Source organism: Paenibacillus sp. FSL E2-0201, from assembly GCF_037963325.1.
In the GTDB taxonomy this organism is placed as follows: domain Bacteria; phylum Bacillota; class Bacilli; order Paenibacillales; family Paenibacillaceae; genus Paenibacillus_AQ.
This window is the reverse complement of the sequence record NZ_CP150154.1, coordinates 5,523,479-5,547,016: the sequence shown is the minus strand read 5'-3', so window position 1 is coordinate 5,547,016 and position 23,538 is coordinate 5,523,479. Positions and strand designations below refer to the sequence as shown.

The 23,538-nt window shown below is 44.3% G+C and carries 19 protein-coding genes and 1 pseudogene; 18 read left to right on the top strand and 2 right to left on the bottom strand.

Annotated elements, in window-relative coordinates; translation table 11 throughout:
• Nucleotides 1-6: 6 nt before the first annotated feature.
• Nucleotides 7-927: an ABC transporter permease subunit gene (locus NSU15_RS24975; protein ID WP_042130771.1), complete on the bottom strand. Its 921-nt coding sequence runs from the start codon at nucleotides 925-927 to the stop codon at nucleotides 7-9.
• A 148-nt stretch (nucleotides 928-1,075) separates the two neighbouring features.
• On the opposite strand from NSU15_RS24975, the gene NSU15_RS24970 reads away from it, so the two are divergent.
• The 11 genes and pseudogenes from NSU15_RS24970 (at nucleotide 1,076) to NSU15_RS24920 (ending at nucleotide 12,664) form a co-directional block, all read left to right on the top strand.
• Nucleotides 1,076-1,819, top strand: coding sequence for a glycoside hydrolase family 16 protein (locus NSU15_RS24970; RefSeq protein WP_339287919.1), 744 nt, complete (start codon nucleotides 1,076-1,078; stop codon nucleotides 1,817-1,819).
• Between the two features lie 104 nt (nucleotides 1,820-1,923).
• A complete protein-coding gene (locus NSU15_RS24965; RefSeq protein ID WP_339287918.1) occupies nucleotides 1,924-3,318 on the top strand; it encodes an SMI1/KNR4 family protein in 1,395 nt (464 codons plus the stop codon).
• A 232-nt stretch (nucleotides 3,319-3,550) separates the two neighbouring features.
• Nucleotides 3,551-4,957 (top strand): hypothetical protein, encoded by a 1,407-nt coding sequence (locus NSU15_RS24960; RefSeq protein ID WP_339287917.1) that lies wholly within the window; start codon nucleotides 3,551-3,553, stop codon nucleotides 4,955-4,957.
• Nucleotides 4,958-4,991: 34 nt separating this feature from the next.
• On the top strand, nucleotides 4,992-6,200 hold the full coding sequence (locus NSU15_RS24955; RefSeq protein WP_339291458.1) for a hypothetical protein: 1,209 nt from the start codon (nucleotides 4,992-4,994) through the stop codon (nucleotides 6,198-6,200).
• 121 nt (nucleotides 6,201-6,321) lie between these two features.
• On the top strand, nucleotides 6,322-6,672 hold the full coding sequence (locus NSU15_RS24950; RefSeq protein WP_052414718.1) for a GNAT family N-acetyltransferase: 351 nt from the start codon (nucleotides 6,322-6,324) through the stop codon (nucleotides 6,670-6,672).
• A gap of 323 nt (nucleotides 6,673-6,995) precedes the next feature.
• Complete coding sequence (locus NSU15_RS24945) at nucleotides 6,996-7,316, top strand: hypothetical protein (protein WP_339287916.1); 321 nt, start codon at nucleotides 6,996-6,998, stop codon at nucleotides 7,314-7,316.
• 110 nt (nucleotides 7,317-7,426) lie between these two features.
• Nucleotides 7,427-7,483, top strand: a pseudogene (locus NSU15_RS24940) (S-layer homology domain-containing protein); the annotation flags it as partial.
• Entirely contained in the window at nucleotides 7,457-7,906 is a 450-nt protein-coding gene (locus tag NSU15_RS24935) for an S-layer homology domain-containing protein (protein ID WP_339287915.1), read from the top strand. The pseudogene NSU15_RS24940 and the gene NSU15_RS24935, both read left to right, overlap by 27 nt.
• Before the next feature lie 347 nt (nucleotides 7,907-8,253).
• Entirely contained in the window at nucleotides 8,254-8,802 is a 549-nt protein-coding gene (locus tag NSU15_RS24930) for a cupin domain-containing protein (protein ID WP_339287914.1), read from the top strand.
• A 139-nt stretch (nucleotides 8,803-8,941) separates the two neighbouring features.
• Nucleotides 8,942-11,956, top strand: a complete 3,015-nt coding sequence (locus NSU15_RS24925; RefSeq protein WP_339287913.1) for an S-layer homology domain-containing protein — start codon at nucleotides 8,942-8,944, stop codon at nucleotides 11,954-11,956.
• A gap of 243 nt (nucleotides 11,957-12,199) precedes the next feature.
• On the top strand, nucleotides 12,200-12,664 hold the full coding sequence (locus NSU15_RS24920; RefSeq protein WP_339287912.1) for a phage tail protein: 465 nt from the start codon (nucleotides 12,200-12,202) through the stop codon (nucleotides 12,662-12,664).
• Nucleotides 12,665-12,785: 121 nt separating this feature from the next.
• On the opposite strand, the gene NSU15_RS24915 is transcribed toward NSU15_RS24920, so the two are convergent.
• Nucleotides 12,786-14,216 carry a PLP-dependent aminotransferase family protein gene (locus NSU15_RS24915; protein ID WP_339287911.1) on the bottom strand — a complete coding sequence of 477 codons (1,431 nt, stop codon included), beginning with the start codon at nucleotides 14,214-14,216 and terminating at the stop codon, nucleotides 12,786-12,788.
• A gap of 171 nt (nucleotides 14,217-14,387) precedes the next feature.
• On the opposite strand from NSU15_RS24915, the gene NSU15_RS24910 reads away from it, so the two are divergent.
• The 7 genes from NSU15_RS24910 (at nucleotide 14,388) to NSU15_RS24880 (ending at nucleotide 23,466) form a co-directional block, all read left to right on the top strand.
• Nucleotides 14,388-14,936, top strand: a complete 549-nt coding sequence (locus tag NSU15_RS24910) for a pyridoxamine 5'-phosphate oxidase family protein (protein WP_339287909.1) — start codon at nucleotides 14,388-14,390, stop codon at nucleotides 14,934-14,936.
• Between the two features lie 244 nt (nucleotides 14,937-15,180).
• The gene (locus tag NSU15_RS24905; protein ID WP_339291457.1) at nucleotides 15,181-16,110 is read left to right on the top strand and encodes a phosphotransferase; all 930 of its coding nucleotides are present in this window, start codon (nucleotides 15,181-15,183) and stop codon (nucleotides 16,108-16,110) included.
• Nucleotides 16,111-16,412: 302 nt separating this feature from the next.
• Nucleotides 16,413-18,077, top strand: coding sequence for an extracellular solute-binding protein (locus NSU15_RS24900; RefSeq protein WP_339287907.1), 1,665 nt, complete (start codon nucleotides 16,413-16,415; stop codon nucleotides 18,075-18,077).
• Between the two features lie 89 nt (nucleotides 18,078-18,166).
• Nucleotides 18,167-19,072 (top strand): ABC transporter permease subunit, encoded by a 906-nt coding sequence (locus NSU15_RS24895; protein WP_197069713.1) that lies wholly within the window; start codon nucleotides 18,167-18,169, stop codon nucleotides 19,070-19,072.
• 34 nt (nucleotides 19,073-19,106) lie between these two features.
• Complete coding sequence (locus tag NSU15_RS24890; protein ID WP_042130759.1) at nucleotides 19,107-19,991, top strand: carbohydrate ABC transporter permease; 885 nt, start codon at nucleotides 19,107-19,109, stop codon at nucleotides 19,989-19,991.
• Between the two features lie 45 nt (nucleotides 19,992-20,036).
• Complete coding sequence (locus tag NSU15_RS24885; RefSeq protein WP_339287906.1) at nucleotides 20,037-21,770, top strand: histidine kinase; 1,734 nt, start codon at nucleotides 20,037-20,039, stop codon at nucleotides 21,768-21,770.
• A 13-nt stretch (nucleotides 21,771-21,783) separates the two neighbouring features.
• Complete coding sequence (locus NSU15_RS24880; protein ID WP_339287905.1) at nucleotides 21,784-23,466, top strand: response regulator; 1,683 nt, start codon at nucleotides 21,784-21,786, stop codon at nucleotides 23,464-23,466.
• Nucleotides 23,467-23,538: the final 72 nt, after the last annotated feature.

Sequence of the window (23,538 nt, the reverse complement as noted above, 5' to 3'; positions counted from 1 at the left end):
TCCCTTTTAAAAAATGCTGTCACCGGTTAGTTTTTTGGATGTGTGATTGGCCAAAAACAACAAACCTAGCGCCACAATAGAGCGGGCAAACAGGACGGCTGTTGAGAAAGAATGGCGCCCGGAGACCAACCCCATATTATAGATATACAAGTCCAGGCTTTCCGCCATCTTCATGTTCATGTTGTTCTTCAACATAAAGATCTGCTCAAAGTTACTGCCGAGTATCCCGCTGACAGCGAGGATGAACAAAATAGCGATGGTGGGGCGTATGCTCTGAATGGTGATATGCCACATTCGCTGCCGCCGATTTGCGCCATCCAGTTCGGCTGCTTCGTACAGTCCAGGATCAATACCGGATATTGCCGCTATGTAGATAATGGCGCTCCAACCCGTCTCCTTCAAAATATCGGTGAAATAGGTAATCCACCAAAAGTACTTAGGGTCGCTGTTAAACAGGATTTCACGTTCCTGAAACCCGATTGCCATCATCAGCTGATTGATCACACCTCCTTCACCGAGCCAATTGAGTGCAATGCCACCAAAAATCGTCCAGGCAATAAAGTGCGGCAGGTACGAAATGGTTTGTACCGTACGCTTAAATCGAAGACTCCGTATTTCATTAAGCATTAAGGCAAACAAGATAGGAATGGGGAAACCCAAGATCAGCTTAATGCTGCTCATCCCCAGGGTATTGCGGATCGAACGCCAAAAACGCTCATCTGTCATAAAATCGTGAAAATGCTTCAGCCCTATAAACGGTGATTCTAGTAAAGGTTTGGCGATGCTGTAGTCCATAAATGCAATAATGAGCCAAAACATGGGGATATAACAAAAGATAAACATCCAGAGGATTCCCGGGATAACCATGCTTTGCAATTGCCACTGTTTAACAAGCGCTTTCATTTGTTCCGTTCTGTATTGGAACATGTTCCGTGCCCCCTTTCTATTTCATCGTATGAAAAAGCGTATAGGAAAAAAAGCCCAGGATTATTGACCCTATCCCAATTTTTTAGATTTGTTTGACCAGCCGCAAAATTTAAGTATGCTGTGATTAAATGAGGGGAGTGTGCAAAGGATGAACAAGCTTGTATGGGAACAAAATTTCTTAGCTAGTAATACTGATCTGAAGTTATGGAATATTCGCCATGGCAACGACTTGCTAGATAACAATGGTAATCCTATAGACCCAGGTTGGGGCAACGGTGAGCAGCAGTATTACACGGATCATTCCAGCAACCTATATATCGATGAATTTGGCTTAAACTTGTGTGCGCGCAGCGAATCCATTGAAAAGGATGGGCGGCATTTTGGGTATACCTCGGCCCGTTTGGATACAAAGGACCGTTTTTCCTTTTGCTATGGTAAGTTAGTCGTGCGTGCAAGGCTGCCGTTAGGGCAAGGGATATGGCCTGCCATTTGGCTGCTTCCGCAGGAACAAGTTTATGGGCATTGGCCAGCTTCCGGCGAGATTGATATCATGGAAGCCAAAGGCCGCTTGCCCCAGCAAATATCCGGAACGCTGCACTACGGAAAGGATTGGGAACATCAAATCGTCGAGGAGTTTTCGTACCAGTTTGAAAACGGGACGATTAATGAATTCCGTGATTATGCACTGGAATGGGATGCAAATTCAATTCGATGGCTGGTAGATGGCCATTGCTTTGCTGAGCGTCGCCAGGAGCCGGGCGTGATGCCCTTTGATGAACCCTTTTATCTAGTGCTTAACCTTGCGGTGGGTGGCTGGTACGACAATGTGGCGGTGGACGAGTCTGCACTGCCAGCAATCATGACGGTTTCAGGGATATGGCTGTACCAATAATTAGGCCTTATTTCAATTTTCAATACCTACTTCCTATCTGGTAGAATAGGGAAAACTATATTTCTATATTCTAGCAACTTGATTATTTGCTTGGGGAGGTAGACATGGATAAAGAGCGAATTGCACAGCTGGTACAGTGGCATGAAGATGATGAACATCAGAAGATAGTTGATACCTTGATGGAGATTTCACCAGAGGACAGAGATTACGAGGCGATCAGCAGTCTGGCAAGAGCGTATAACAATCTGGGTCATTATGAAGAAGCGCTTGAACAGTTTGCGATGATTGCAGAACAGGGGCAGGATGACCCGTTGTGGCATTTTCGAGTAGGGTATTCCTACTATTATCTGAACCGATATGAGGAAGCAGTGAGAGTGCTGGGTATCGCCCATGACCTCGATCCTGACAACGAGAATACGGCCATGTTACTGAACTTTAGCCAGCGCAAGCTACGCAAAGAACAACTCGCCGCAGCTAGACGGGTGATTAAAAATTCGCATAATGATTCGAGGACGGCTGCAATTCCTTTTGAAGGGATGAATTTCTCCGAGTTTTGGGACGATAGCGATTATGCAATAAGAGAATATGTCTCTGATCCGCCTACGGATGAACTGATTGCTTCCGTAGAAGAAGAGCTTGGTTACAAGCTTCCTGCCTCCTATATCCGTCTGATGAAGCAGCATAATGGGGGAGTTCCTTACAATACTTGTTACCCGACGGAGGACGCGACCTCATGGGCTGAGGATCATATTGCGATAACAGGCATTATGGGCATTGGGCGCGAGAAAAGCTATTCAATCTGCGGCGATCTCGGCAGCCCGTTCATGATTGAGGAGTGGGGGTATCCTGACATCGGGGTGGTGATTTGTGACTGCCCTTCGGCAGGCCATGATGTTGTGATGCTGGATTACCGGAACTGCGGGAGGGACGGTGAACCGGAGGTGATTCATGTGGATCAGGAAGACGATTATGAGATTACGTTCCTCGCGCAAGACTTCGAGACATTTATCCGCGGTCTGGTGAGTGAGGAGGAATATGATACCTCTCAAGAAGATAAAGAAGAGGATCTGCGAAAAGTAGCCGTAGGCAAGTTCTCACCTTTGCTCGCGGAGCTGTGTAGTCGTGTGCCTGAGGTGGACCAGCTTGAGCAGAAGATCCGTAAAGTCTGTACCCGAATCGTTGAAGAGAAAGGACACTTTTCCTTTCATGCGGATGAGCTTTCTATTCTGATGTACGATGTGCAGTTCTGGCTGTACACAAGGGCTTATCCGAATACGGGCCGTCAACAATATCTGGATGTATATGAGACAATAATCGCTTTTGGCGGCGAGTTCGGTCAAGGCGGGTATGCTCCCGGATGGATCAGCGACTGGCTGGATGGGCGGATTCGTGAAGGGATAATCGTACAGGAAAATGAGGTGCTTCGCTTCACGGATCAAGCCCACTTCGAGGTCATTGCAAGGCTCGAGGCGGAATGCGCAGACGCGGAGCTTGATTGATCCAAAAATAATCATAAGCTGGACCGTAGCACATACAGGTAAGATATCTCTTTTCATAAAAGTAAGAGCAACCCATACTTCATGTAAGGGTTGCTCTTTTTGATATATTTGGTAGTGCCTTTGATGTCGCTCCGTAGATTATTTGATGAATCAAGCCTAAAGTTAAGATTGACCCTAATTTTTACATATGAGAAAATAATGGAAATTTTAAAGATGAAGGGAAAATAATGTTATGAGCAATCTTTTCCGATTCATTCCTATTAGTCAACTAGCAGATAAATTTCCGGAAGGATCTTGGTGGGCGAAGTTTTACCAGGATTTCAGTGACGAGCAGCTTGCCGCTTATTATGAAGGGGATTTAACACTGCCTTCTCTTAATCTGGATTGGGAGCAGGCATTTCCGCAACAAAAAGAGGTAATTATCATTTTTATAGATGGGAATTTTACTGTAGACAATCTCTATAACAAAGAAACAGACGGTGCTATTGGACTTATGGTGACCGGTAATATGAGTGCGAAAAATATAGCTGTAGGCGGTCAGGAAATTTATGTTTCGGGCAATCTGATGATTGAGGAAATATTGTGCGGCTCTTACAATCATGGGGAAACGATTGTGAAAGGTGATCTCAGCGCTGCAGTTTTAGTTCAGGATGATGAGTACAGCATCAAAGTTGACGGACAGAAATCGATTCCCTGCTTAGTAAATGTGTGGGAAGGGGACGGCGTATTTCAGGAGCTTCCGGTGGATATTCATGAGGTGTTAATCGATGAAGTTTTTCTGGATGTAGAAGAGGAGGAAGATGAAGCCGACTTTTCCTTTGGCACACTAGTGAACATAATTAAAGAAGGGCGTTCCGTACTGAAAAAAATAAATGAATCCCCGACTAACAAGAAAGCTGTTCATTTATATTTCACCCACAACACGATCAATGAGGAAAATATATTGAAGTTGACGCAGTGTATTTTAATGCCGAGTGACAAGCCGTCTTTTAGATTTTGGGAGCAAGACGTTTTTTTCAAAGTTCAACTGGAGCATATAGATGCTGACGGAGAAGAGCGGGATCTTAGCGTGTATATGAATGATAACCGGCATCACTATTATATTTGGCTGGAGCAAGATCATTCTGTCGGTTTGTTGAGGAGAACCATAGATGAAGGCTCTGAGTGGGAGGACATTTCAGAAGAGTCTCAGGAACAACTAGCAGAGATTAGCGATTGCTGGACGATGTTGCTGACCTGCGCGAATATGGCTGAGCTTTATTTACGAAACATTGAGGTACAGTATGTGGAAGATATTTTGCAACACCCCGTAATTCAGGAATTATATTCGGAAGAGGAAGAAGAGGTGGATGACGGGTTCTGGGACGGCTCCAAATGCTACAGCTTCCGTCAAGCGCATACGGACGAGGACGGAGACCTCCTGCATGGTCGGATTGAAATCAAGACACCGGATGGAGCATATTATTTTTATACACTGGATAATGGAACTTATGTTTCCCGGTATTATCAGCCGCCCGATCAATATGGCAAGCAGGACATGCCCTATTTGGATCTTAGGCGCTGGGAAGCATCAGAGCGGTATTTTACAAGATTCAAACAATTTATTGCTCAGAAGATAGAGTCAGGCGTGAATAGTTAGGTCTGGATATGCTTCTGAAGAAAGGATGATAGAAATGCCAAATGATAGCCAAGCTAGTCCTTCAGCTGGTTCAGTTAGAGAAGTTGGTGGTTATCCTATCGACCTGACAGGTCCACTTAGTCACACTCTTGTCATTAAGCCCGGTGTGGGCAGTCTATCCATTGGACCGTCGCAATTGGGGAAGAAGGCAGACCTTCATGTCTCACCTGATACGCATATTGATTGGACCGTATTTGATGTCTTTGCCACCCCGGCGGGCTCTCCTTGGCCGCGATTTCTGCATTATACAGGCAGTGACCAAGGCTTCTTTGACTGGGCACAGAAACGTCCCATTGAAGAGATGACGTGGACTCCGATCCTCTCTGCAGACACGGTGGCGGATGCCACTCAGTCTAATTTGTATGGCTTGCATATCGAGTTGGATCAGTCCGGGAGCTCTCTGAGCTTGAGACTTCCGAAGCGGCATTTCCGCCTGAGTGTATCCGGCGACCTATCACGCTTCTCGGCCACAGGAGATATGCCATCTTCTCTGACACTAGCGCCGCGCACCGGCCGACGCAAGAATGATACTCCTTTCTTGCTGCCTGACATGGGTGAGCTGCACAAGGTAACGAGCCTGACGCTACAGAATACGCCGTTAGGTCAGCCGATTTCGCTGGAGTGTCTAAACCGGTTCCCAAACCTAACCTCACTGAGTTTGTGGGGAGACTTTTGCGACCTGGACTTAATGGCTCATCATACCCAGTTAACGAATTTGGAGCTGCGCTTCATGCCTGATCTGGGTGGCTTGCCGACCTTGAACGCGTGGCCGTTGCTTACTAGATTTATCGCCTATAATGTGGAAGAGATTGCTGGCAAGCGTCTAAAACAGCAAATGAAAACTCGCGCTGTAACCCGCCCTTGGACCGACCATGCTTCAGTGAGCCAATTACGAAAGGCTGAGTGGTGGACGACTGAGTTCGGCCGCCCGTTTTCGTCGTGGCCTAAACGTCAGGCCAAGCTGGCTAATGAAGCTTACAACGTTGCACAGGCAACTTTGTCCGAGGCTCGTAGTTTTGCCGAAGCCGAGGCAGCTATTACCGCTTTCACCGTGCGCTTCAACAACCTCAAAGGCATTGAAACCACTGAACGTGAAGACCTTGGTGAAGCGGTGTGGCAACTCAGTCAGTCTGATCACCTGATTGGTCAGCCAATAGCAGAGGAGATGGCTCAACAGTGGTTCGATGCAGCGCGCGAATACTGAATGAAATAAACGTTCAGTCCAACATTGCTTGCGAGCTGTTCGCTATTGCAAGGGCAACATCATTCGCTACGTTGCAGCACAATATTTAAAATCTATGTTTTGAATAGGAAGGAAGTCAATCGTGCTGTTTCGAAAAGCTATTGCAACGGATATACCGCAGTTAATTGAATTTCGCAAGATACTGCTATCTCATGAGGACAATAGTAGCATGGATGAAACTTTTAGAAACTACTTTGATTCCTCATTATCGGATAAGTCACTCGTTGTATGGGTTGCATATATGACTAATGTTTTCACAATCCCTAATTATCGTCGCCAGGGTATTGTATCCAAACTTGTTAGTGAAGCAATAGACGATTTGAAGGCACAAGGAATTAGAAAAATCCTGCTACATTCGTCTGATATGGCTAAACCGATGTATGAAAGTCTAGGTTTTGTTGAAGGAAAGAATTATATGTCAATTAATATTTGATGCTAGAACGTCCTCTAATAAGTATTCTCTACCAAAAAACTGGGATTCCGATAACGGGTTCCAGTTTTTATTTGCGTGGAGGTAAGAATCCATTATGGAAATTTCGCTAGAAAAATATACTTGACTCCATTCGTTTGTGAATTGTAGTCGGGGTTACAGACTGATCACCATATCGGATGTAACAATAGTACAAGATAACATCGAGATAGGATAACGGCTTGATTAAGCATGGATAGGTTGGTGGCATTACGTTAAGGTTTCCAAAAAACAACCGATTCTCTAAGCGAAAGGACGGAAGAACAGTGATAAGGCTACGCAGCAAATTGGCAATTATGGTTTTGATTATTCTTTTTTTAATAGGTGTACTTCCGGGGAAGTATGGGGCAGGTATTGGCGGCATATCGGCCGTTGCAGCGGCTGCAAATATCTCTAATCAGGACGGGTTCGGATATAGTGGCTCCATTCCTGAAAACGAAGTGCTGGGGACCGCTTTTACGGGATACCAAGCCTGGCCAAGTGGGTTTTCAAAGGGATTATCTGCCTTTGTCGGCGGCGTTTATGACGGTACAAGTATTTGGATGATACCCTATAATGCCGACCGATTGATGAAGGTCAATCCGTCCACTGGAGAAATGACAGGGTAAAGCAATTGGCCAGACGGATCGAGAGGTAGCGAGCTATATATTGGAGGCACTTTTGACGGAACTAATATATGGCTCACCCCCTATTCCGGTAGTCGTTTAAAGCAGCACAGAGCGGAATCGTGAACGGTTATGTGAATGGCATGTTCAAACCTAATGGCGTCGTAACCCGTGAGGAATTTGTAGTTATGTTAATGAAGGCGTTGAAGCCGCAAATAGATGCTGAGAAGTTAAAGTTTACCGATTCGGTGAAGATTGGCATATGGGCGCAGCAAGCGGTAGAGCAAGCTGTACAATTAGGCATTGTTAAAGGCTATTCGGATGGCAGTTTCCGTCCAGACGCAGAAATTACACGCACAGAGATGGCTGTGATGATCGTCAAAGCATTAGCATTGAAGGTGGAAGACAGTGCTGTAACCAGTTTTGTGGATGACGCTCAAATTCCAAATTGGGCGAAGGGGCAGGTAGCGGCATTGAAGAATCTTAGCCTTGTATCCGGTAAAGGCAATAACGAATTCGCTCCTAATGATAAGGCAACAAGAGCAGAGGCGGTAACGATTCTAATGAAGATGATCGCTCAAAAGAGTTATTAAAGCAACAATATTACTTCAATCTCAATGGAAGACATTGAAGAGAAAAAAAGTTCTTTAAAGTTTTATCTACGATTAATAGATAACAGGGCATCCAAGGGGTGCCCTATTAAATTGCAATTCATTGCTGTATGCCCACGGTTCTGTGTGAAGCGTGTACTATGTCGCTTACTTTGAGTGGTTATTCTTGTTTATTACATAAAAATCCATATTGTCATATGACAAAGTGATGACAGCACTCACTATTCGACAATTTATTTATTCTCTATTATTGAAAGAATTGAGGCTTAAAGTGGCAGCTTGCCCTTTTAGTTCACTTTATAATTGATTACCCCAAGGAGTGAGCGTGTGTGGAACAAACGGTAACTAATCGAGTTACGGGTGAACAAATTACTTTTATAGAAACAGCAAAGGATACGAAGGGTGAATACTTATTAATTGAAGTTGCACTCCCCCCACATGGCAAAGGTCCTCCACTACATATTCATGATCGTTTTGAAGAAGAATTTGAAGTGATTTCTGGCAATCTCACGGTAACATTAGGCAAAACAAACCACATTCTAGTAGCGGGAGAACGTCGTATTGCCCCGATGAAGACACCACATACTTTTACGAATAATGACGATGATCCGGTTGTATTCCGTGTACGATTAACACCACCAAGTCAGTTCGAGCAGTCTGTTCGTATTCATTACGGGCTAATGGAGGATGGTTTAACTGATTCAAAAGGTAATCCTAAATTGCTCGCACACACCGCTTTAGTGTTATTACTACAAAATACGCTCATCGCTGGCATTCCACTCTGGATACAGCGTAGTATCTTTGGTCTAATCGTTAAACGCGCACATAAAAGGGGGCTATATGAAGCGCTAGAAAAGTATACAGGGGAGACCATATAATCCCCATGCTCTGTCGCTAGAAACTATGGGGATTATGATTTTCTGCAAGCCAAGCTGTAGTTGTATGAGGGCAGCTCAGCACAGTTTGCTAGAGTAGCATTAATCTATTTTACAACTTGAAAGAGGAGGGAGCCCCTTTATGAAACGTTCTTTATCTTTATTAATGTCATTGATAATTCTATTTGCAAGCCTTCCCGCAGCCAAGGCTTCGGAGGCTCCTTATTCCCTATCTCCAAGCGAATTTATAAGTGCTTCGGTTCAAAACGCAAGAGCACTCGCTTACCATGACGGCTATATTTATGTAGCTCAGCGAGAGCCGGGCGGCATCTATCGCATTTCGGTCGAGACGGGAGAGGTCACGAAAGTGCTGGACAGAGGTATTGTTATGACCGTCGCCTTGAACCAAGCCGGAGATCTGTTCTTCACGACTGACGGATATGATAGAAATATTTATAAAATCAATAAAAGCGCACTCGTCAATTTTCCCCTTCCCGCAAATAGCGGCACCGCATATTACTATACGGGCTTTAATTTTGTATACGGCATGGCTTTTGATGCCACAGACAACCTTTATTTCACGGACTACACAAGTAAAGGCATTTACAAGCTCGTGCCAGGAGCAACGGCTGCGACATCGGTCATTCAAGGACTTCCAACACCTGTGCTAGGTATAACGATAAGTCCTGCCGGCCATCTATATGCCCTTGGACACTCTGATAATAATGTCTATCGCATTAACAGTGATCATTTATCGAACGGTACTGTAGCTGCGTCCGAATTCGAGCTATTGCTGAATATGCAATATAATCCCAATGGTATCGCTTATTTGCCGAGCGGCAAAGCGTACATATCCTACGGGTCACAAGTTTTCCAAAGTCCTGAACTTGACGAACATGCCAGCCCTACTACCGATACGGAAAAACCGGTCATCACGCTTAACGGTGCTTCAACCGTGCTGGTTAGGAATGGTACGTCCTTCCATGATCCTGGTGTAATGGTAACTGATAATGTCGACATGGATCTGACAGCCAAAGTCACTTACAGCTTGAACAATGTCCAGCTCCCGGCTATCGATACGACTGTTGCGGGCCGGTATACCATTCGCTATGATGCCACTGATACCACAGGCAACGAAGCTGTCGCGGTAAAGAGAACCATCATCGTTAATGAAGACAGCACTAACCTGGCATATGGCGTACCGGTTACAGTCGACAAAGGAATCGCCAGCGGTCAGACCGGCCATTTGACTGACGATTTATTGGAGACTGGCTGGATTGGCAGTCAATCCGATGCGCCTTGGACAATCACACTCGATATGAGTGCAGGCGCGGTTTATAATGAAATCTTTGTTGTCGATACCGTCTATCTGCAATCCTACGAAGTGAAGGTCAGCGACAGCGTGACCGGTCCGTTTGAAACAGTCACAGGCACGACTTACGCTAGCCTTGTCCATACGGATGGACAATATAATGGCTATACGACAGATTCGGTCTCTTTTCCTAAAGAGATCTCCAAGCGCTACATTCAGATTGTGATCCATGCAGTTGGAGAAGATGGCAGCACGGGTCCTGATCTTCAAGAAATTAAAGTGTTTAATCAACCGATAATGCCAACGCCAACAGCGACGCCAACGCCAACAGCGACGCCAACGCCAACAGCGACGCCAACGCCAACAGCGACGCCAATGCCAACAGCGACGCCAACGCCAACAGCGACGCCAATGCCAACAGCGACGCCAACGCCAACAGCGACACCAACTCCAACTCCAACTCCAACTCCAACTCCAACTCCAACTCTAAAGCCTACTCTGGAACCTGAAGTAACAGTCGGAGGCTCCAGCCCACCGAATCAAACGGAACAGATTTTGATTCCGGTGGATGACGGTGATAACAACCATATCTTATTTGCGATTATCATTCGTACCACTGGATCTGACGGCAAGAGAAGAGATGAGATTACATTGTCTGTCGATAATGTCCATGAAATCGTAGAGAAGCTTTCAGCAGCGGGGATTGATACTGCCCGCATTGTCATCCCTGATACAAAGGACGATGTTGTCCAAGTAAACGTAAACCTTCCTGCGGGAGCCACCCGACAGCTGGCTGAGGAACATATTAACCTGGAGATTCGTACGGCCAACGTAGGTTTGCTCATTCCTTATGCCTCTTTGACAGGTATAACCGGCGATATTTACTTCCGCATCATTCCGATTAAGAATCAAGCGGAACAGGATCAAGTCAAAGAACGCTCGCTTAAAGAAGGAGCGATCAAAGCTGTGCTGGGAAGTGGAGGCCTCCAACTCATCGGCCGTCCGATGACAATCGAGACCAATTTGCCATCCCGGTCTGTTAGTCTGTCACTGCCACTGCCTGCGGCACTGATTCCTGATAATGCGAAGGAGCGCCAGCAATGGCTGGACAACCTTGCCATATTCATCGAACATAGCGATGGGGAACGGGTCGTAATTAAGCCGGAAATCGCAATCGATGCTACCGGACAGTTAAGTCTGAAATTTACAGTTACAAAATTTAGTACCTTTTCAATTCTTCATATAAGCAACTGGTCGCTATATCAGCAACAGCAGCAGAGCTCTTATATTAACGGATATGCTGACGGCTCCTTCAAACCGGAGAAGAGCGTTAGCCGCGCCGAGATTGCCGCGATGCTGTCGCGAATCGGTGCTGGCGAGCAAGGCACCGTTGCAACTGTTTCTTTCTCGGATATGCCTGCCGATCACTGGGTATACCAAGCCGCCGCGCTTATTCAAAGTACTGGATTGATGAAGGGACTTGCAGATGGTACGTTCAAGCCTAATGCTGAGCTGACCCGTGCCGAAATGGCTGTTATTATCAGCCGCTGGCTGAAGCTAACGAACGAAGGCGATGGAGTGGCTAGCGACATTCAAGGTCATTGGGCAGAGCGCTCTATCCGATTGGTTATCCAATCCGGTATGATGTCCGATACACCGGACGGTTCTTTTAAACCAGATCGAGCTTTAACACGCGCAGAAGCTGTGGATGTATTCAACCGCGTGCTAGGTAGGGAGCCATTACCGGCTTCAAGCGTTCCGACATGGACAGATGTTCCGTCCTCCCATTGGGCTTTCGGCCATATCGAACAAGCTTCGCGTAATCATAGCTTGAAGCTAGATTAATCACAAATGCACCTGCTCCAAGGACAAAGGCTATGAGTCTCGACCTCCTTGTAGCAGGTACTCTTTTTTAGAATGATGAAAGGCAATGTAATCACAAGAAGATACACCGAGTAATGCATACTATAACCTGTTGCGAGGATAGATTTGAATATATGAAGTAGAATGTTTTTGATATAATATAGTTAAAATTTTAGTTATTGTATCCTGTTGATAGGGAATAATGAGAGAAAAGGAGAGATGGAAATGTCGTATATCGTTGATTTTAATAATGTATCTACGGTTGGATTAGAGTCTTCACCTGTAGCAGAAGCGCTTGCTGGTTTACGTGCGAATGAAGCCCGTTATTTTATGAACAAGTACAAGCATGAATTCACAGTTGTCCCAGCTAGCGAAAGTCAGGATAATCTTGATTATGTGAACCGGATTTTGAAAGAAGAACGAAAGATTGAGTTTGCGGCCAAACCTTTAGAAACTTCGCGTTTTCAAGTAGAAAACATCAAATTCACCTATGTCTTTTATGAAGATGGTCTTGAGGTTAATGTCATGTATACGGTTGATGATCCTAAGAAGCGGGCCGTTGGTTTTAAGCTCTCTGAGGGGATGGAGATCCCAAAAGAGTTAGAAGAGAAGTTTAAGTTTGCTAGGCAGAAGTCTAAACTAGCCGGTACAATTCGGGGCTCGTATTTTGTAATCAAAGGTGAGTATTAAGGCATGAGAATAATATAAGCCTCTATTCCGAGTGGCGGGATAGAGGCTTTATTTATTTGCTATCTGCATAAGCCAAGTATCTTAAAATGAAGGCGTAACCAAGGGATTCACGGAAATGATTTTATAGGATTATCTCCGCAAGGCAATGTATCCCCCGCTCAATGGATGCTTCATCTACTTTTGCAAACCCCAATACCCATCCCTTTCTTTTGCTATCCAGACAATAGGGTCCAAGAGGGTAAACACGTATTCCATGTTGTAGGGCTAAATTTGTCACAGTTTCTTCGTCGTATGATTCCTCAGCCTCAAGTAACATATGCAATCCTGTTTCTACTCCACTGAGTGTAAAACGCTCCCCTAAACCACTAGCCATAATAGCTTTTGTCATGACTTCGTGTCTTCTTCGATATACATTTCTGACTCTTCTCATATGCCGCATAAAATGACCATTTTTAATGAAATGGGTTAGTGTTAGCTGATCCATAATCGGAAGATGACGGTAAGTCAGCTCCTGTACCTTCGCTAGTTGAGCGATTGCCTCGACTGAACCTATAATAGCTGAAATACGAATGCCAGGAGCAATCATTTTAGAGAAACTCATGAGATACAAAGTATTATTGGATGCCTGACTAAACAACGTTGGCAGCGGCTCCCCACGATACCGGAATTCACTGTCGTAATCGTCTTCAATGATCCAAAATCGTTCTTGAACCGCTTTATGCAGCAATTGCTGCCGGCGGGGCTCCGACATAACAACCCCTACTGCGCACTGGTGTGAAGGGGTGGCAAAGACCAGTTTGGATTGAGGATGAATATGCTCCACCACTAGACCATACTCATCAACGGGAACAGGTACCACATTCATTCTTCGATATTTCATCGCCATCCAAGCAGCTGGGAAACCGGGATCTTCTACTGAAACTCTGTCCCCATCAGCTAAAAGCGACTGTGCGATTAAGTCGATACTATGTTGAGCTCCTGAGGTCAACAGAATCTGATTGGTTTGGATATGTATGCCCCGTTCAAGGGATAAATAACGCTGTATTTGCTCACGTAATGGTGTGTAACCGTAGCAATTACCGTAAGCCCAGCTTGATAAATCCATTTCAGCAGATGCGTGTAGCAGCGATTGCCGCCAGCTTTTTTGAAATTGTTCATCCAAATAGGGTTCATGAGGACTGAAATCAATATCCACTTCTAGCTGTTCTTTACCTCTGAACCAGTCATGTAAATGATCAACAGCTGAGTCTAACAAGGAGAGTGAAGGAGGTGTGGGACCCCCTGTTTCTATTTCCTTCGTTGAAACATTGAATTGCTTCCATTTACTAACTCGCGTTCCTCCTCGGCGAGAGGTAACTGTATAACCTCGACTTAACAATTCCTCATAGACGATCTGTATAGTTGAGCGTGAGACACCTACGATGTGAGCTAGTTCGCGGGTAGGTATTAGTAATTCTCCTGGCGCCCAGACTCCGCTAGTAATATTATGAATCGCTTGATCAAGCAATTGCTGCCAGATCGGTCTCTTATCATTACGAATTACTTTCATCATCGTACACACCTCCAAATAGAAGCCTATCATAATAATATTAATTATGGATTGCTCTAAACGGTGATTTTTGGATATTTTAATGCAATCCATACATTGATATACTACCGTAACAACGCTGGTATTCGCAATTTGGTCGTTGCCGCACGCTAGAGTTAAAGGAGAGATATCAATATGAATTCGGTTCGTTACAAGAGCAGGGAATGCCTGGATCAAGAGAAGATTGAAAGGTTCCTTAAGCAAGCGAGATTGGGTTATCTTGGGTTGGTTGATGGCAATCTCCCCTATGTTGTACCACTAAATTATGTATGGACTGAAGGGAAACTCTATTTTCACGGGGCTGGAGATGGAAGGCGTAATCAGGTGATGAGTGATAATTCAGAGGTGTGTTTTACGGTATGTGAGGAATACGGAACCATTACGGATCCGGTACCTGCGAAAACGGATACAGCTTATATGAGCGTAATGATATTCGGACAAGCAGAACCGATCACAGATTTGGATGAAGCCACTCATGTACTTCAGGAAATGATGAATAAATATGTACCGGGTTACTATAATCGCCCCTTGTCCAAGCAGCATGTGGAGAAGTATAGATCAGCTGTATTCGGCGGTCCGGTTCAAGTTTATCGGGTCATTCCGAGCCATATGACGGCAAAAGAGAGTCCTATTGAAGCGGAAAAAATGTATAAAAAGTGCATGGATAATGAACGTCAAGTTTAACCACAAGATATGCTGGTTTCGTTAGAAATTTCATCAAAAAAAAGCCTTTTGGAATCAAATCCAAAGGCTTTTTGTATGCTTATTTTTTTCAAGACCTAATTCAATATGATAATTGATCATAAAGAAAAAGTCTATACTTTTGGCTGGATTTTATTTACTATTGTGAAGCCGGCAAAACCTAATAAATGGAGTGTTGTAAATGAACGTTACTTGTCATCTCGATCAGGCTGATTTGCAGGATTATATTGGACGGGTTTTTGGCAGCAGTTATTTAGTTACTTCTGTTTCGCGAATGCATGGTGGCGCACAAAAGGTGGTCTACAAGATGGAGTGCAGTAATGGATTTTCCTGCGTTTTGTATGTGTGGGATCTTTCCATGAATTATTTTGAAGAAGAAAAAGCCAATGAAGATATAAATGAACGATCCTATGGAAGTGACTTATTTGAATTAAACAATAAGTTCTTAATACAACATGGAATTCAGACCCCTGCACTTTATGATCTAAATAAGGAAAAAGATCGTTACCCATTTGATTATGCGCTCGTTGAATATATAGATGGACGTAAGGCAGAAGACTATTTTCATCATGCTGATTTACGTGTTCAAGATAAAGTGTTTCAGCGGCTAGGGGACATGCTTACTACTATGCATACCAACGAAAGGCGTATCTTTGGGAAAGTGAATGCTAACGAGATCATCTCAGAACAATGTCATTTCTTACAAATGGAAAATACGAAAGTACAGCTAGCTTATGCCTCTCAATATATAGAAAAGATCGGGTCTAATCAAAGTAAACTGCTCGACAAGTTGCATGAGTTAGAATCAAGAATTAAGCCCAGACAGCAGTACGGATTTATTCACGGGGAAATGGGTCCTGACCATGTATTGGTTAATGATAAGCTGGAACCCTTTTTGATCGATATCGAAGGGGCCATGTTTTTTGATATTGAGCATGAGCATAGTTTTTTGGAGATGCGATTTGGAGATTTCTATCGGTATCTTAAGAACGATAAGCTTGATCCGGATAGGCTGTTATTTTATCAATTGCATCACCATATATCATTAACTTCAGCGGGTTTAAAGCTACAGCATAGAGGATTTCCCGATCAACAATTCGCAAAAGGTCTAGCTGAATATCAATCTGAACGTGCGCTTAGGTTTATCGAAAAATGATGAAGAATTGAAAATGAAGCAAGAAGCGGCGCATCAGCTCTTGTCAAATATCGTGGGAGCTGAATATTTGAGTTGTTACACGGTAACGTTTCAACGAAGCGAAGGGGGAGTCAACCTAACCTAGGGGAGACTCCCCCTCTCTTGTGCGTTCTAGGGGCAAGCCTGACGGTAGTCAAGAGGTGTATACGAAAGTAAAGACTAGTATATAGATGGGGATCACTCCCTTTCCTATACTAGAACTAGGAAGAGAAGCTGCATGAAGTAGATGCACGACCTATTTTGAGACAATGTGGAGGGGTAATATGAAGAAAAAAAGTAAAATACTTCTGATCGTCGCATTGATCCTAAGTTTAACTATCACGGCATGCGGCAAAACCACAAATGAAGGGGAGAAGCAGCCTGAGAAGCAGCCTGAGACACCTGTGGAACAAAAAAATGAAGTGATTGAAGTTTCAACAGTTTCGGCAAGCGATCAGTATCTCAAATTCGATGAGGGCGAAAGCTTCGAGAAGAACTCGGTCTATGATGCGTATGAGAAAGATATCGGTGTGAAGCTCACGAATAAATGGGTGTCCGCCGATGACGTTCAATTCAAGGAAAAAGTGAAGATGTCCATCGCCTCCAATGATCTTCCGGACTTCATGAAGGTTAATGCTACACAGCTGAAAGAGCTGACCGAAGCGGATATGATTATGGATATCACGGACGTATATGACAAGAATGCGACGGATGAGACGAAGAAATTCTTGTCGATGGATGGCGGAATGCAACTGAAGACCGCCACTTTCGACGGTAAACTCATGGGGATTCCAAGTTCTTATAATCCGTACCAGTATCAGTTCCTCTATGTACGCACGGACTGGCTGAAGAAATTGAACCTGCCGGAACCGAAGACGATGGCTGATCTCTTGACGATCGCCGAAGCGTTCAAAACAAAAGATCCAGGCGGCACTGGGAAACCGTATGGAATTGTAATTAGCAAAGATCCATTTAACAACCAGTCCACAGCTGTTACAGGACTAATAGCATTCTTGAATAGTTACCATGCTTATGAAAATCTTTGGATGGAAGACGGAAATGGCAATTTGGTCAACAGTGACATTCAGCCTCAAGTGAAAGACGCACTTAAGGCGCTGCAGGAAATGTTCAAGAAAGGATTAATTGATCCTGAGTTCGTCGTTAAAGATGTGGAGAAAGCAGCAGAGCTCCTCTATAACAACAACGCAGGTATCGTATACGGCCAGTCTTGGGTACCGGCTCAGCTCGCTAAAGGCGCAGTAAAGGATGGTAAAGTCGTACAAGAGTGGGGCGTATTCCCGATTCCATCGGTGGATAGCGAACCTGCACTATCGCAGATAGGTTTGGGTGTTGACGAATATTATGTTATCTCCAAGCAAGCGAAGCATCCGGAAGGCGTTATTAAATTGCTGAACCATTGGATTGTCGTGGATAATCATCCGACGCCAGAACAGAAAGTGTATGAGTATGGTAAAGACCTGAAGGAGAAAGGCAACAACTACTGGCTTCTAAGCCCGCTTCGTGTTGGTAAACAAAAGGATAATAACGGTGAAATATTGCCAAAAGCGATCGAGAACAAAGACGAGAGCATTTTGGAGACGAAAGATCAAAAAACTCGTTACGAGCGTGCCATGAAGTATGTTGACGGTACCGATATTAACATGTGGTGGGAATATCTGATTTCAGGTCCAAAAGGCGCATATTCACTTGTTCCTGAAATTCAGAACAATAAACAATACTTACAGAACAAATTCTACGGCGCACCGACTCCAACCATGGCAGATCGACAAGAAATCCTGAAGAAGAAGCGGGATGAAGTATACTTCAAGATTATGATGAATCAAGTATCCGTGGATGAATTCGATAAATTCGTGGAAGAGTGGAAAAAGCTTGGCGGCGACGAAATGACCAAAGAAGTCAATGAATGGTACGCGACTAACAAACAATGATAGCAGGAGAATCGAGGGGTTGGACACAAACGACCTCTCTTTTCTTTAATCTAGTTCTTATTTTTTAGTCCTATAGCGAGGTGGATGGCATGAATGTATTAACGCGTATGTGGAAAAGGGAGTGGCCGCTTCACTTGATGTTGGTTCCTGGGATCGTATTGGTCCTCATCTTCAGTTATATCCCGATGGCCGGCATTACGATGGCCTTTCAGAAATACGTACCGAATAAAGGGTTGTTCGGCTCACCATTTATTGGTCTTAAAAACTTTCAGTTACTGATGGATTACCCCGATATCGGCCGGATATTCTTCAATACAGTATACATTGCGGTGATGAAAATTGTAGCAGGCATGGTCGTTCCGGTCACCATAGCGATACTGCTGAATGAGCTGCGGAAAGAATGGGTCAAACGGACCTTCCAGACGCTCGTGTACTTGCCGCATTTTCTATCATGGGTCTTGTTAAGCGGTATTCTAATCGATGTTTTGTCTCCATCTTCCGGTATTCTCAATCAAGTGCTTGGCTTGTTTGGTATCGACCCTGTTTTTTTCCTGGGAGACAATAAATGGTTTCCTTATGTCATGGTCATATCGGATGTATGGAAAGAGTTCGGATTTGGTACGATTGTCTATCTGGCTGCGCTTACCGGTATTAATCCGTCACTGTACGAGGCAGCGGAGATCGACGGCGCAGGACGCTTTAAGCAGACGTTACATGTGACGCTGCCGGGGATGCTTCCTATTATCGTTCTCATGTTTACGCTTAGTATCGGGAATGTACTGAATGCCGGATTTGATCAAATCTTCAATCTATACAGTCCTCCGGTCTATGAGAGCGCGGATATTATCGATACCTTCGTATATCGTATGGGGATTGAGCAAGCACAGTTCGGTTTCGCTACGGCCGTAGGACTACTGAAATCAGTCATCTCTTTCGTATTCGTATCTATGTCCTATATCTTAGCCTATCGTGTAGCGAATTACCGCATTTTCTAATGCAATCGTCGGTAATTTAGAAGGGAGATACATCGTGCGTACTAACAGATCATTCGGAAGGAAATTGTTTTTGATATGTAATTTCATTTCTCTGGCATCCGTATCTTTGTTATGCCTCATGCCTATTATTCATATTTTGGCGCTCTCGTTTAGCTCCGGGCAGGCAGCATCCGCCGGAAAAGTCATCCTGTGGCCAGTTGAATTCACAACGGCTGCTTATGCTAACGTATTTGGAAAACCTGAATATTTACGTGCATTCTGGGTATCGATTCAGCGGGTCCTTATGGGAACGACAATCAGCATGTTCCTGACGATTATCACGGCCTATCCATTATCCAAAGATTCTCGCCAATTTCGGCTGCGGACCTTCTATTCATGGTTCTTCGTATTCACGATTTTATTCAGTGGCGGGCTTATTCCAAACTATTTAACCGTGAAGAACCTTGGAATGCTCGATACAATCTGGGCTTTGGTGCTGCCAGGAGCGGTCACGGTGTTCAACGTTATTCTGCTGCTGAATTTCTATCGCAGTCTGCCCAAAGAACTTGAGGAATCTTCGCTGCTCGATGGGGCGGGTCAATTTACTACCTTATGGAAAATATATGTGCCGCTATCGTTGCCGGCATTGGCAACGACAGGTCTTTTCACCATGGTGGGGCATTGGAATAGCTGGTTTGACGGTATGATTTACATGAATCATCCCGAGAATTATCCGCTGCAGACCTTTCTGCAGACGATCATTATCAAAATGGATTTCCGCTTTATTAAACCTGAGAGGGCAGAATTAATGCTCAAATTGTCCGATCGTACAAGCAGAGCCGCTCAAATTTTCGTAGCAGCATTTCCGATTCTAATCGTGTATCCGTTCTTGCAGCGGTTCTTCATTAAAGGAATTGTGATGGGGAGTGTCAAAGAATAAAATAGGGCACTCAAACTAAGACATTGCATTGCAGGAGAACAAACGATGAAAATCCGATTCTTGATTAAAGATTCCTCTATATTCCAGAAAATAATGGCTGCCTTTCTGGCAGCCTTGTTTCCGCTCATGGCGATTACCTGGTTGATTAATGAGAAGGGTTCGGACAATATTAGGAGTGAAATTTCCGAGTCTATTCTAAATACGACTCGCTTCTATCTGGATTCACTCGACAAGGAAGCAGACCGGATCAGCCGCTATTTGCCGAACTATGTGATGGACAAAGACTTGATGGAAATTGCAACTACAGGCAATTACATGAGTTATTACGATCGTGCGCAAAAAATATTAGATATCCAAAGACGGCTTGAATTGATGAAGAACTCAAGTCCATTTATTCAAGAAGCAAGGGCGTATATCCCTCTTATCGACCGAACGATTCTTAGCAATAAATTTGAAACCTCGATGAATAAGCAGGAATATGCTTCTATGCAGCAAAACAAGAGATTATACGAAGAACCTTTCATTTACTGGAACGATCGATTATTTATTTCCATGCAATATCCCATTAATACCGTTAAAAATCCGATTTATATCGTAGCGGTTGAATTATCGACTACCAAAATCAGAGAAACGTTATCTCAAATCGGCAGCTCGCGTGGTGGACAGAGCGTATTGCTCAATCTGGAACGTGGTTGGGAGATCGAGAGTAACATGGATCCGGAACTGCTGGAACAAATGAAATCCTTCGCTGCAGATAAGCGGGAATTGCAAAAAAACGAAGGATACGAGACGATTATGTATAATAGTAAGCGGTTTCTTACGGTATATAAATACTCCAGTCTCTGGAATTCCTATTCGATTATGTGCATTCCCGAAGAGACGATTTTGGGTTCTCTTGAGATCTATCGAACATTGTTCTGGTGGGCTTGCGCGCTAGCTGTGGGTATTGTCGTTTTCTTCTCTTACTTTCTATTACGATTTATCTATCGGCCATTAATGAAACTTGTGCATTCCTTTCGGCGCGTTCAGCAGAATAGGCTGGAGCCGATCGTGATCGATCGTGGAGCCGATGAGTTCGGATATTTGTACCAAGCTTTTAATAATACGATCCGATCCTTGAAAACACTAATCGAGGAAAATTACGAGCAGCAAATCAGGAACCAGCGTTCCGAACTGAAACGATTGCAATCGCAAATTAATCCTCATTTTTTATATAATTGTTTTTTTGTATTGTGCCGGTTAATTAAATCTGAGAATCAGAAGGAAAAGGCTTATCAATTCTGCCTGTACATCGGACAATATTTTCAGTTCATTACTCGCGATGACGAAGATGATATTCCGCTGGGGCTGGAGGTCAATCATTCTCGCACGTATGTAGACATGCAAACCATATGTTACGGAGACCGTATTCAAGTCAAGTTCGAAGGTGATGTTCCCGATCTCTTCGTGCCGAGGCTGATTCTGCAGCCGATCATCGAAAATGCTTATAAGCATGCCTTGGGCAATATGATTCAGCAGGGTGAGCTATGGGTTCATTGTGAGCGGGTGGGCGATGCATTCTCCATCTATGTCGAAGATAATGGCCGAAGCATCTCCGATGCGGAGATCGAACAGCTTCAGAAGCGACTGCGTCAATCCACGATTCAGATGGAGGAAACAACCGGAATCATAAATGTGCATCGCAGAATACAACTGCGGTACGGTGAGGAATATGGCATTACCGTGTCACGTTCTGCTCTTGGTGGACTTCAAGTAAGAATCAATCTGAGCACGAACTAGAGGAGGAATCAGCATGTACCGACTGCTAATCGTCGATGATCTTCCCATTATTGTCGATGGTCTTCTGGAGCTATTCAATGAGACCGATCATTTGCAACTCGAGGTTATGAAGGCATATTCAGGTGAAGAAGCACTGGAGGTACTGTCTCATCATCGTATCGATATCGTGATTTCCGACATTAAGATGCCTGGACTGGAAGGGATTGAACTGCTTCGGGAAATCAAATCCCAGTGGCCGGCCTGCAAAGTTATTTTCTTAACAGGATACAATGATTTTCATTATGCAAAGAGCGCAATTACGTACGGTGGGTTCGATTATATTCTGAAGGTCGAAAGTGATGAGAAAATTATTCAGTCCGTAGAACGGGCGATTGAGAAAATTGAAGAAGAAAATAACCAAGAACAGATGATCGCTAGAGCGCAATCCAAAATGAGACTGGCATTGCCCTCCCTGCAAAAAGAGTATGTGTGGGAGCTCTTTCAAGGCAAGCATGTATCGGATAGCCAATTAAAGCAGGCGTTCAAAGAAATCGATATCCGGCTTGATGCGACATTGCCGGTTTACTTGCTCATAGGCAGGGTAGACGCATGGAAAGAAATGTTCACGACGCCGGATAAAGCGTTGTTGACTTACGCCGTACAGAACATTTGCGATGAGTATTTGTCCATGCAGGTCAGATGTTATTCCGTTGTATTCGAGTTATCCAAAATCGTCTGGATGATTCAACCGAAAATCCCGGATGGATCGTCTACCGAATATGGGGATCAGGATTGGATCAGAGCTCATCGGTATACGAGCGGTATTCTGGAGACCGTGCAGGGAAATTGCAAGAGGTTGCTGAGTTTATCGGTTTCTTTCCTTCTTGGAAGTGAAGCAACGACATGGGATAACATATCTGATCGGTTTCACTCGATCAAATACGGCCTGGTACAAGGACATGGATTATTTAATGAGGTCATATTGACCGATAAAGACATTCAAAGAGAAGTGAACGGTGATCTGAGTGGGAACTACCACGATGCCTTCTATCACGCCCGTGTTCAATTGCTGATGTCTTGTCTCGAGAATAATCATCGGGAGCAATTCAACAAGCTGTATGCTGAACTAACGTTCATTTGGAATGATAAGGAGTCGCCGAATGAGCGGAAGATCGAACTGTATCATTCGCTTTCAGCTATTTTTCTGTTCTATATCCATAAGAATCGGGAAATTCGGGATTACATCAATACGCTGATGGATCTGGATAAGTTATATCGCTATGGAGATTCCGCATCATGGTCGGAGCTGATTCAATACTTCTCGCAAATGGCGGAGTGCTTCTTCGAATGGAATGCGCTGCGGGGTACGCAATTGCCGACAGAGGTCGTGAATAAGGTACATCGATATATTGAAGAACATATTTCCACTGATATTTCCTTAAATGCGCTGGCTGATTACGTGAGCTTGAATCCATCGTATTTGTCCCGGCTTTATAAGCAAATCACTGGAATTGGGTTATCTAAATATGTGAACGACTATCGTAACCTGATCGCAAAAAATATGCTGCTCAACACATCGATGAAAGTGAATGAAATTGCTGCTGCCCTGGGGTACAACTCAGCGCTTGCATTTATTCGCTTCTTCAAGAAGCAGAACGAAACAACGCCGCAAGATTTCCGTATGACAAGGACCCATATACCGAATCAAGGTCAATAAATGTATATGAAATGTCAGTAACGATCTCTTTTGCCTCCGTTCCTACCGCCTTACAATGGAAGTACATTAGGT